The sequence below is a fragment of the Peptoclostridium litorale DSM 5388 genome (genome assembly GCF_900141635.1).
Classification (GTDB): domain Bacteria; phylum Bacillota; class Clostridia; order Peptostreptococcales; family Peptostreptococcaceae; genus Peptoclostridium; species Peptoclostridium litorale.
On sequence record NZ_FSRH01000007.1, the window covers coordinates 20,163 to 32,510 of the forward strand.

Consider the following 12,348-nt stretch of genomic DNA (forward strand, 5'->3'; position numbering starts at 1 on the left):
CAAATTAGCCGATAAAAAAAGCTCTCTTTCGGGTATAAATATACAGTGCACAGCAAATGCGCTTGAATTTAAAGTCTTTTTTATACTAGCTGATTTAGGAGGTACCCATGAACATTACAGACATCGACAAAAAAAATAGAATGCAAATGCATTTTGAATTTATAAGTCAAATGGATTTGCAGGCTTGGATAGTTTCTACGGACCACAAGTACTGCGGGGCAAATACCGCCCATTTAAAATGTATTGGGCTTTCACAAAATGATACAGTAAAAAAGCTATGAGATAAAGGCGTACGCCTTTATCTCATAGCTTTTTGTTTCAAATGTTATCTGTATATTACCCTTGAATTTTACCATTCACACCGACAAGTAGCTCTCTTTTATAAAACCCACTTCTTTATTTTCCAAGGTTATAGATTTCAACGCTTTCAGTCGTTATGTTCTTTTTCATTATCTTAGAAAGTGCGCTTACAGTGTCAAGCGATGTGAACACCTCTACTGACGACTCTATAGCCGCTCTTCTTATTCTGAATCCGTCTCTTTTGGAGTCATTTCCCTTTGTAGGAGTGTTTACCACAAAGTCTATCATTCCGCTTCTTATTATGTCTAGTATGTTTGGAACCCCTTCGCTTATCTTCTTAACAGGTGTCACGTTCACTCCACTTTCCTCAAGAAGCTTTGCCGTTCCGCTTGTAGCCACAAACTTGTATCCAAGTTCTTCAAACTCTTTTGCTATTGGAAGGAATTCTTCCTTGTCGTAAGGCTTTATTGTAGCAAGTATGTTCTTGTTCTTTCCTGCTATGTCCATTCCTGCCGCCACAAAGCCCTTGTAAAGAGCCTCGTATATGTCTTTCCCTACTCCAAGAACCTCTCCTGTGGATCTCATCTCAGGTCCAAGGCTTACTTCAACCTGTGGAAGCTTTTCAGTGGAGAACACCGGAACCTTTACAGCCACAAGCTCAGACTCCTTGTATATTCCCGTTCCGTATCCAAGGTCTTTCAGCTTTTCTCCCATTGTTATCCTTGTCGCAAGCTCCACTATAGGAACTCCCGTAACCTTGCTTATATAAGGAACCGTACGGCTCGAACGAGGGTTAACCTCTATTATATAAAGCTCTCCTTCGAATTCTATGAACTGTATGTTTATCATTCCAAGTACTTTAAGTTCTTTTGCAACCTTTTGAGTGTAGTCAAGTATCTTCTCTTTCATTTCGTCAGATACGTTCTGGCTCGGATACATAGTTATACTGTCTCCCGAGTGGACTCCGGCTCTTTCAAGGTGCTCCATTACTCCAGGTATAAGCGTGTCAGTTCCATCGCTTATTGCATCCACTTCTATCTCTCTTCCAGTAAGGTATCTGTCTATAAGCACAGGATTTTTGCTGTCTGATTTGAATGCGTTTTCAAGGTATCTTGAAAGCTCTTCTTCTCCGTAAGTTATCTCCATGCCCTGGCCTCCAAGTACATATGAAGGTCTTACGAGTACAGGATACCCAAGGATTTCAGCCTCTTTCAGCCCTTCATCTACGCTCCATATTCCCTTTCCTTTAGGCCTTCTTATGTCAAGCCTTTCAAGAAGATCATCGAACTTTTCCCTGTCCTCTGCAGCATCTATGTCTTCAGGCTTTGTTCCAAGTATGGTAATGTTCATCTCGTCAAGGAACTTGGCAAGCTTTATGGCAGTCTGTCCTCCAAACTGGAGTACTACTCCCTCCGGCTTTTCCTTTTCTATTATGTTTAGAACGTCTTCCTCTGTAAGCGGCTCGAAATAAAGCTTGTCTGATATGTCAAAGTCCGTACTTACTGTTTCAGGGTTGTTGTTTACTATTATAGTCTCTATTCCCAGCTTTTTAAGCGCCATTACACAGTGAACGCTGCAGTAGTCGAATTCTATTCCCTGGCCTATTCTTATAGGTCCTGAACCTAGAACTATTACCTTTTTCCTGTCGCTCACTTCGACCTCGTCGTATTCGTCGTAAGTCGAGTAGTAGTATGGAGACACAGCTTCAAACTCTCCCGCACACGTGTCGACCATCTTGTATACCGGCTTTATTCCCCACATATTCCTCATTTCGTATACATGGTTTGGAGAGGCTCCAAGGAAATTGGATATCGCCTTGTCTGAAAAACCTTTCTTTTTAAGGGTCAGCAGCCAGTTCTTATCAAGATCTTCTGGACTCGAAGCCTTTAGTTTTTCTTCCTGGTCAACTATCCACTTTATTTTGGTTACGAAGAACTCGTCCATTCCCGTTATCTGGCATATCTTTTCAATCCTGTAGTCTCTTCTTAGCATCTCTGCAAGATCGAATATCCTCTCGTCATCCGGAACCACTACTCTTTCCTTAAGCTCTGCCAGGCTTCTTGCAGATGAACTTTCGTGCTCAAGCCCATACTGCCCTATTTCAAGAGATCTTATACCCTTTAGGAATGCCGACTCGAAATTGTTTCCTATCGCCATTACTTCTCCCGTAGCCATCATCTTTGTTCCAAGAAGCTTTTTGGCTCCCTTGAACTTGTCGAAAGGCCATTTTGGAATCTTTACAACCACATAGTCAAGTGCAGGCTCAAAGCATGCGTAAGTCTTTCCTGTAACCGCGTTTTTGATCTCATCAAGCCCGTATCCAAGAGCTATCTTTGCCGCAACCTTTGCTATAGGGTACCCTGTCGCCTTTGACGCAAGAGCCGACGAACGCGAAACCCTTGGGTTTATCTCTATTACCGCATATTCAAAACTGTCCGGGTGAAGAGCAAGCTGTACGTTACAGCCTCCTTCAACTCCTATTGCATCTATTATGTCTATAGATGCGCTTCTAAGCATCTGATATTCTTTGTCTGAAAGAGTCTGGCTAGGTGCAACCACTATACTGTCTCCAGTGTGTATTCCCACAGGGTCTATGTTTTCCATGTTACAAACTGTTATACAGTTTCCCTTCGAGTCCCTCATTACCTCGTACTCGATTTCTTTCCAGCCCTTTATGCTCTTTTCAAGAAGGACCTGTCCAACACGGCTCAGTGAAAGTCCCTGTGCAAGTATCTCCTCAAGGCTCTCCTGGTCTTCCGCGATTCCACCGCCTGATCCTCCAAGAGTGTATGCAGGCCTTACTACAACCGGATAGCCTATTTTTGCTGCAAACTCAAACCCTTCTTCAATGCTTGTAACTATTTCACTTTCTATTACAGGCTGGTTTATTCTCTCCATGAGGTTTTTAAAGTCTTCCCTGTCCTCACCCTCTTTTATGGCCGCTATGGATGTTCCTATTATTTTGACTCCGTATTTTTCGAGTATTCCCTTGTCGTGAAGCTCCACCGCAAGGTTAAGTCCCGTCTGTCCGCCCATTCCCGCAAGAAGGCTGTCAGGCTTTTCCTTCGCTATGACCTTTTCAATGAACTCCACATTAAGCGGCTCTATATAAACCTTGTCTGCAATCTCCCTGTCCGTCATTATTGTTGCAGGGTTGCTGTTGATAAGAACTACTTCAATTCCTTCTTCTTTGAGTGCTTGGCAGGCCTGTGTTCCAGAATAGTCGAATTCTGCAGCCTGTCCTATAACTATTGGTCCCGATCCTATGACTAATACTTTTTTTATACTGTTATCCTTAGGCATATTTATCAACTCTCCTTATATCATTTTTATGAATCTGTCGAATATGTGATCCATGTCTCTTGGCCCCGGGCAAGCCTCAGGGTGGAACTGTACGCTGAATATCGGAAGTGTCTTGTGCTTCATTCCCTCTACAGTCTCGTCGTTCATGCTTATATGTGTAACTTCCATACCTTCAGGAAGTTTGTCTACATAGTATCCGTGGTTTTGAGATGTTATGAAAGTTCTTCCGCTTTCAAGGTCTTTAACCGGGTGGTTGCATCCCCTGTGTCCAAACTTGAGCTTTCCTGTGCTTCCTCCGAAGCAAAGTGAAAGCAGCTGGTGTCCAAGGCAAATTCCTACTATAGGCTTTTTGCCTACCATTTCATTTATAGTGTTTATCACTTCCGGGAGATCCTGTGGGTCTCCAGGTCCGTTTGAAAGGAAAACCGCGTCAGGATTTACAGAGAGTATATCTTCTGCGCTTGCATCAGCCGGGAATACCGTCATCTTGCATCCCCTTTTTCTGAATGAACGAAGTATGTTGGCCTTTACTCCAAAATCCATAACCGCTATGTGAGGTCCATCTCCCTCTATTTCGTATGCTTCCTTTGTCGTAACTTGCATTACCGCCTGGGTGTTGTCGAAGCTGTCAAGCTTCATCTGTATCTGTGATTTTGTGAGCTCCCTTAGTGTTATTACGCCCTTCATAGTACCGTGGTTTCTAAGTATCTTTGTAAGAGCTCTTGTGTCTATTCCCTCAAGTCCCATTATTCCATTTTGCTTAAGGTATGCGTCAAGCTTCATTTCATATCTGAAGTTGCTTGGGTTGTCGCATTTTTCCCTTACTATGAATGCCTTTACCTTAGGATATGCTGATTCCATGTCTTCAAGGTTTATTCCGTAGTTGCCCACAAGCGGATATGTCATTGTCACTATCTGTCCGTAGTATGACGGGTCCGTTAGAACTTCCTCGTATCCTGTCATTCCCGTGTTGAACACCACCTCGCCTACGCTTTCGTGTATATGTCCAAATGCTCTGCCATTAAATACAGTGCCGTTTTCAAGTATAAGTTGTGCTATCATACTAAAACCTCCCGTCAATTAAAAAAGGACAACAGATAGAATTATACAAATTCCCCATTGTCCTTTTGATATTAGAATCAATTACAAAAGAAGGTACCGCTACTGTACCCTTCTTCACTATTTTAAATTTTTTTGCATTATTAAAAAATCTATCACAAAAATGCGCAAACATGCACTTAGTAAACGTCATCAACGCCATCTCCCTTTTTGGCCTCTCTGGACCAAATTAAAGTGTAACAACATGCCCTCGGCATATTGTGTTTATATTTTCATTGTAACTAATTCTAAATTATCCAGATTGTTTTGTCAACTGTAAAATATAATCATTTATATCAATTTACATATTTTTTCAGACTTGAATCAATTGGAATTGCTCATTTTTATGTTGATTTCCACATTTTTAATAATTTCTGTAAAATCACTCTGATGTCTATAGCATATTGTGAAATCGAATTTTAAGTTGTACAAAAATAAAAAACCTTGCAGATCGCAAAAAGACTTTCCCCTAATAATTTCAAAACACAAGACATCTGAACATTTATACCTAGCATGCCTGCAATATATAATTTAAACGTTCAAAATATTATTAGGGTTAGTATTATTATATTGTAAACATCAAAAGGAAGCACCAATACAGTGCTTCCTCCAATATCTTGCTATGGCTTTTTGTTTTTTATACCCAGACTATTTTTGAAGCTGTGCCTGAACTGCTGTTATAGCAACCGTTCCAACTATGTCTTCTGCAGAACATCCTCTTGAAAGGTCGTTCACAGGCTTTGCAAGTCCCTGAGTAGCAGGTCCGTACGCCTCAGCCTTTGCAAGTCTTTGAACAAGCTTGTATCCTATGTTTCCTGCATTGATGTCAGGGAATACTAGAACGTTTGCATTTCCTGCAACATCGCTGCCTGGAGCCTTTTGCTTTCCTACCTTTTCAACTATTGCCGCGTCAAGCTGAAGCTCTCCGTCAAGCTTTAGCTCAGGTGCAAGCTCTTTTGCTATCTTGGTAGCCTCTACAACCTTGTCTACCTTTTCGTGAGAAGCGCTTCCCTTAGTCGAGAATGAAAGCATTCCAACAGTAGGCTCTCCTCCTACAAGTTGCTTGTATGAATTTGCAGAGCTTACTGCGATGTTTGCAAGTTCTTCTGCATTAGGGTCTATGTTAAGAGCGCAGTCTGCAAATACAAATGTTCCATTGTTTCCATAGTCGCAGCCCGGCACCTGCATAACAAAGAAAGTCGAAACAACTTTTGTTCCAGGAGCAGTCTTTATTATCTGAAGAGCAGGCCTTAATATGTCGGCAGTGGCGTGTACAGCTCCTGCAACCATTCCATCCGCCTTTTCCTTCTTGACAAGCATGCAGCCGAAGAATACAGGATCAAGCATTATTTCTGCAGCCTTTTCCATTGTCATTCCTTTTTTCTTTCTCATTTCGCAGAACGTGCTTACGAAATCTTCTTTTTCATCGTATGTAGCAGGATCTATGAATTCAGCTTTTGCAAGGTCAAGACCTTCCCCAGCCTTAAGTATATCTTCCTTGTTTCCCACAAGCACTATGTCAGCTATTTCCTCTTTTAGTATTACGTGTGCGGCGTCTAGAGTTCTTCTTTCAAGAGCCTCTGGAAGAACTATTTTTTTCTTTTGACTCTTAGCTGTCTCTTTGATTTTTTCTAAAAAATTCACAAAAATCCCCCTCTTTCCAAGTCTGTTATTTCACAAATAACAATCACAATTTTATTTCACAACTTTATTATAAGTAATTTAAGTCTTGTATACAATACCCCGCACCATATTTTTCTGAATTTTTTAATCATTTTGATATTTTTTGGTCAATAAGTAAGGGCCCAACGTGGGCCCTTGCAAATATCCAGCCTAAGTATTCTTTAAAAGCTCTGGCTGAAAATCATACATCTTTTCGCGGTATTCATCAATTGTCCTTTTCATATCGAAATGCTCAATATTGGTGCTTATGCTCTTTCTCATCATGTCTACCCATTTTGTCCTGTCCTCGTAGTATGTCGGTATCACCTTTTCCAGAAGTATTTTCATTAAAGCTTCACCGTCGTGGCGGTCCTGCTGCACATCGTTTTTCATCTGCAGTCCGTCCCCGAACTGCCATCCGTTTTCGCCGTCAATGCACGCCTCTTCCCACCAGCCGTCAAGTACACTAAGGTTGAGTACACCGTTTAGAGCAGCTTTCATTCCAGATGTACCGCTCGCCTCATACGGCTTTCTCGGCGTATTGAGCCACACATCGCAGCCTTTTGTCAAAGCCTTTGCGTTTTCAATGTCGTAATTTTGTATAAATGCAGTATTTTTCGGATATCTTTTGCAAAAGCCATGGATCTTCTTTACCAGGAGCTTGCCTTCGTCGTCGAGCGGATGTGACTTGCCCGATAATACAATCTGTATCTTTCCAGCTTCCATGAGTTTTTGAAGCTGAGGCTCGTATTCCATTATAAGATTTGCCCTCTTGTAAGGCACTACCCTTCTGGCAAAACCTATTGTGAGTATGTCCTGCTTAAACTTCGAACCTGTTTTTTCATATATATAGTCTATAAGTAGCCTCTTGTGTTTAAGGTGAGATCCCCAGAGCAATTCGTCGCTGTCCATGTTTTGAATCACATCTTCATTGACCCAAGTCGGAATGTGAATTCCATTTGTTATTTGTATTATATTCGATTTGCCTTCTATCTCACGCCACATTTCATTGGCCGTCTGAGCATGAAGCCTTGAAACCCCGTTTGATATCTTTGAAAGCCTAAGACCTGCCACAGTCATATTGAAAGGGTCTCCTCCGATTCTTTTCAGCTCGCTTGCCTCAAGCCCGTCGTTTGCACCCATGTACATGAGCGACCTTAAAGAGTGTGATTCATTCCCCTGCTTTACCGGCGTATGCGTTGTAAACACTATGCTCTTTTTAGTGCTTTCAAGCGCCTGCTCAAACTCCATTCCGGATACAAGTTTTTCCCTTATTATTTCAAAACCTGCAAATACGGCATGTCCCTCGTTGAAATGGTATATGTCAGGTCTTATTCCAAGCTCCCTTAGGGCTCTTATTCCCCCTATCCCCAGTACCATCTCCTGGGCTATCCTTTGCTCCTCAAAACCTCCGTAAAGCTGTCCTGTAGTCCACTTTAGCTCCGTGCCGTTGTTTTCAGGTATGTCTGTATCCAAAAGATAGAGCGTGTTGTTTTCAAAATTTTCAGTTTTCCACACCTTACATTTAACATCTTCTTCCTTTATCCTTATGTCAACCGTCACTCCCGTGTCTTCCAAAAAGCCGTATTCCGACTTGTAATTGCAATAAGAGTCAATCACCCTGCCCTGACGGTCTATGCGTTGGGTCGTATATCCCTGCTTCCAAAGAATTCCTATTCCTACAACTGGATACCCCTTGTCCTTCGCCGCCTTCAGATAATCGCCCGCAAGGATCCCAAGGCCACCGGCATAAAGGTTTATATTTCTCTCCAAGGCATATTCCATGCAAAAATATGCCACAACTTTTTGTTTAAATATATTCTGACTGTCCATAATATGACCTCCCTAAAGACGTTTAAGATAAAGATTGCCTGTAAAATATGCTGTTCTAATTATAACCACAGATTTGTGGGTATTATTTATATATATTTTTTTATCAATAACTATATATTGAAAATTTACACAAATATGTAATGCTATATAGTTTTTTTACAATTCAGACTATATCATTCGCTAAACAGTCTCAAATCAAATTATAATTCAACCCTTTTGCATCAACAGTTTCATCATTGTTGTTTTGTTAAAATCCAGCTTATTGTCTGCATCAAAATATTTGATGTCTTATATATGTCTATTTATGGGTATTGTTTTTTTATATAGATTATACCATTCTTTGCTTAATATTTATACAAGGAGAAGACTTAATGAGAAAAAATGTTAATTTTTTGGAGATAATTAAAATTTTGAGCCTCATGTGCATAACCATGTCATCTATACTGATTATACCCCTTGCTTATGCCCTTTCATTCAACGAACAATCATCTGCATTAGCATTCGCATCCACATCTGCATTTTTTTTGTCTTTGGGTGGGCTTGGATATGCACTCACTCGCCGTTTTCATGTGAAACTCAACATGCCATCAAGCATGCTCGCATGTCTTTTGAGCTGGCTTCTCTCTTCATGCATAGGTGCCATTCCATTCATGCTGGCCTTAGACAAGGGCTTTATAGATTCGCTTTTTGAATCTGTAAGCGGATTTACAACAACCGGAATAACCGTTTTTACAGGCCTTGATCAAATGCCAAAATCAGTACTCCTTTGGCGCAACCTTACCCAATGGCTCGGCGGACTTGGAATACTTACATTTTTCCTTCTTGTCACATTCAAAAGCGAATCAGACATATGGAAGCTCTTTGGCGCTGAAAGCCACAAGGCTCATGTTTCAAGGCCCGTGCCAAACATTCACAGCACAATCCGAATACTTTGGGGGATATATGTCTTTATTACAGTACTTGAGATAGCCTTTTTAAGGCTTTTTGGCGTTTCCCTGTACGATTCGGTTCTTCACAGCTTCTCAACAGTATCGACAGGGGGCTTTTCTCCATACGACCAGAGTCTGCTTCAGTTTTACAAATCAAAATACCCAAATTACAAGCTCATAGAATACTGTGTCACCTTTTTCATGTTCATAAGCGGAGTCAATTTTCTTCTCCACTACAGGCTTATTGTAGGAGGCATTCGAGGATACCTCAAGGATATGGAATTTAGGTCATACTTCAAAATAACATTGTTTTTTTCAGCAATTGTATATGCAGAGTCCATTTTCATAGGTGGGTTTGGATATTTAGATGAAAATGTCTTCAGGAAATCGCTGTTTCAAGTCGTCTCCATTGTGACTACCACAGGATTCTCAACCGAGTACATAGGCTCTGATTTTTTCGGAAGTAGTGCACAGCTTCTTTTTCCGGCACTGATGCTCATAGGAGGATGCATAGGCTCAACTGCCGGCGGGGTCAAAATTTTGAGGATTGCAATACTCGGAAAGCTGTTTTCAAGAGAGATTCTAAAGACGGCCGTTCCAAAATCAGTAGTTATTCCCGTAACACTTGACAATATCCGAGTCGGAAACGAAGAGGTTCTTAAGGTATGCTCTATATTTTTCGGTTGGATTCTCGTTATATTTACCGGCGCAGTAATAACGGGAGCCCTTTCGGACCTCGGCCCGTTTGAGTCTCTTTCCGGAATGCTCTCTGCGGTGGGAAACATAGGTCCATTTTATTTCAGCGTTGAACAAATGGCTTCGCTCTCACCTGTAATAAAGCTTACTTATATAGCCGGAATGTTGTGCGGAAGGCTTGAAATACTTCCAGTATTCATAATACTTTCAATGCGCTCAAAACTTTTGTAGGAGGTGGGATTATTGTATATAATAATTGCCGGAGGCGGTGTTGTGGGAAGAAGCATAGCCTCAATGCTTTCCAATGAACATAGCGTGGTTGTCATAGACAAGGATTTTTCAATATGCGAAAAGATATACTCCACATACGGGGTGATAAGCGTACATGGCGATGCAACCAAGATAGGAACACTTATTGACGCCGGGATACAAAAATGTGACATAGCCATTTCAGTCATGAGAGAGGATTCTTCCAATCTTGTATTTGCACTGCTTTCAAAAAATTTCGGCATAAGCAGCATATTTGTCAGAATGCACAACCCCGAATACGAAAACGCATACAAGATCGCAGGCGCCTCAAATATAGCTTCAAGCGTCGGAATGATGGTGGAGAAATTTGTAATGGACATAAGGCAGCCCGAAATAAGGCGAGTGGCATCTCTAAGCGGCGGAAAGGCCGAAATATCAATACTGACTGTCCCATTGGGCGCGAAGTGCTCAGGCAGCACGATTTCCGAAATAGCAAGCAGCGAGTCTTTTCCGGATGACTGCATTATTGCAGGGATATTCGATTCTGATGAAGACAAACTTATAATCCCCCGCGGGAACAGGCGGATATTCTCATCAAATCAAGTTTTTTTAGTTGCTCCGAGCGAAAGCATTATTAAGGCCGCAAAGTTTTTCAAAAAAAAATAGGGCCCTTGTGGCCCTATCTGGCTTCATTTACTATTGCATTCCTGGTGTTTTGTATAAGCTTTCTTTCTATCTCCTCAGCATTCTCCTCGTCAACAAGAGCCGTTATATAGTCTCCCGCGAGTATCTGAGTGTCCCCTTCAGGTATTATCTCAGACATTCCCCTTTTTATGCCGACAACGAGAAAATTGGCAGGCCAGTTCACCTCTTTTATCCTTTTGCCTTCTATATTCGATCCAAGGCAAACTATGACCTGTATTATGGTCTTTTTGTCGCTTTCCGGCTCCACCTTTTCAGGATTTTTTTGGAGTATCCCATCAAGCAGAGATTCGTATATCGGCTCTGACCCCATGAGATCCGCAGTCACATGCGCAGCAATGGCAATTATTGTGACAGGCAGAAGAAGCCTGAATGAGCCTGTCATCTCGCTCACAAGTATTATCCCCGTTATGGGCGCCCTTACTATTGCCGTGAAATATCCCGCCATAGAAAGTATGATGAGATTCTTTATATATCCCGTTTCTATTATCCCCATCTGTGCCATAACATTCCCGTATATGTCCCCCGTAAGCGCACCTATAACCAAAAGCGGAAGGAATATCCCCCCCGGCGCTCCCGAGCCGTAGCTTAGCATTGTAAATGCAAATTTGCATATTAGAATTGCAAAAAGCATTTTTATTGTGAGCCCGCCTTCCATGAGTGAAACTATAAGCCCATGCCCTCCGCCGAGTATCTGCGGCATTAAAAATCCTGCCGTTCCCGCAAATATGAGAGGGATTATTACATTGAACTCACTTTTTATTATATTCTGCCTAGCATATGCATGCTGGGTCTTAATCATCACCTTGTTGAACAACACTCCAAAAATCCCCAATATGACCCCAAGAAATATCAGGTGGAAGTAATGGTCAAGCGGAAACAGCTCTATTATCCTGAAATCGAATACGGGCTGCTGCCCGAAAAATTTTCTTGATACGAAGTCAGCCGCCACCGAAGCCGCCATCGCAGGCAGGAGTATGAGCGGCGAAAAATTCTTGTGGACCTCTTCAAGGGCAAACATCACTCCCGCAAGCGGGGCATTGAAAGCCGCGGCAAGCCCGGCGCTGGCACCGCTCGTCACAAGGTATTTTTCTTCAAGCTTCATTCTCTTGAATATCTTGCCAAACCCTTGACCTATGCTGGCTCCGATCTGAACTGACGGACCTTCCCTTCCGAGCGAGAGTCCTCCTCCAAGCGCAAGCACCCCTCCTATGAATTTTCCCAGTATTACTCTGAACCAGTCTATTTTCATGTTTCTAAGCAATATCCCCTCTACCTGAGGAATTCCACTTCCCTTTACCATTGGTTCCAGCCTTACAATCCAGCCTATGAGGACCCCCAGCAGTACAATCCCCCCCAAATAGAGCGGCACTACACCAGGATTCTCCTGAACCAGCCTCCTCATGTATGATGCCATGTGCATGGCCTTTTCAAGCGAAAACCTGTATGCAACAACCACCGCACCCGATATGAGGCCTATGGCCACACCTTCCATAAGCAGCTGCAATCTGAAATTGTGCCAGTGGCGCAAAGTGTTGCATGCATTTTCTCTTTTGTCAGTCATATTGCAAACGCT

General features: G+C 42.1%; 7 protein-coding genes. 2 read left to right on the top strand and 5 right to left on the bottom strand.

Annotation, left to right across the window (positions count from 1 at the left end):
* Positions 1 to 396 precede the first annotated feature (396 nt).
* From carB to glgP, 4 genes are all read right to left on the bottom strand, one after another.
* On the bottom strand, positions 397 to 3,603 hold the full coding sequence (gene carB / locus BUQ87_RS07750; RefSeq protein ID WP_038262794.1) for a carbamoyl-phosphate synthase large subunit: 3,207 nt from the start codon (positions 3,601 to 3,603) through the stop codon (positions 397 to 399).
* A gap of 15 nt (positions 3,604 to 3,618) precedes the next feature.
* Positions 3,619 to 4,665 carry a carbamoyl phosphate synthase small subunit gene (locus BUQ87_RS07755; protein WP_038262791.1) on the bottom strand — a complete coding sequence of 349 codons (1,047 nt, stop codon included), beginning with the start codon at positions 4,663 to 4,665 and terminating at the stop codon, positions 3,619 to 3,621.
* Positions 4,666 to 5,349: 684 nt separating this feature from the next.
* Positions 5,350 to 6,345: a phosphate acetyltransferase gene (pta, locus tag BUQ87_RS07765; RefSeq protein ID WP_038262785.1), complete on the bottom strand. Its 996-nt coding sequence runs from the start codon at positions 6,343 to 6,345 to the stop codon at positions 5,350 to 5,352.
* A gap of 189 nt (positions 6,346 to 6,534) precedes the next feature.
* Positions 6,535 to 8,196 carry an alpha-glucan family phosphorylase gene (glgP, locus tag BUQ87_RS07770; RefSeq protein WP_038262782.1) on the bottom strand — a complete coding sequence of 554 codons (1,662 nt, stop codon included), beginning with the start codon at positions 8,194 to 8,196 and terminating at the stop codon, positions 6,535 to 6,537.
* A 371-nt stretch (positions 8,197 to 8,567) separates the two neighbouring features.
* Between glgP and BUQ87_RS07775 the strand changes: the two genes are divergently transcribed.
* Positions 8,568 to 10,052 (top strand): TrkH family potassium uptake protein, encoded by a 1,485-nt coding sequence (locus tag BUQ87_RS07775; RefSeq protein ID WP_038262779.1) that lies wholly within the window; start codon positions 8,568 to 8,570, stop codon positions 10,050 to 10,052.
* 12 nt (positions 10,053 to 10,064) lie between these two features.
* Positions 10,065 to 10,736: a potassium channel family protein gene (locus BUQ87_RS07780; RefSeq protein ID WP_038262777.1), complete on the top strand. Its 672-nt coding sequence runs from the start codon at positions 10,065 to 10,067 to the stop codon at positions 10,734 to 10,736.
* Positions 10,737 to 10,749: 13 nt separating this feature from the next.
* Here BUQ87_RS07780 and clcA read toward each other — a convergent pair whose 3' ends face one another.
* A complete protein-coding gene (gene clcA / locus BUQ87_RS07785; protein WP_038262775.1) occupies positions 10,750 to 12,336 on the bottom strand; it encodes a H(+)/Cl(-) exchange transporter ClcA in 1,587 nt (528 codons plus the stop codon).
* Between the last annotated feature and the right edge of the window lie 12 nt (positions 12,337 to 12,348).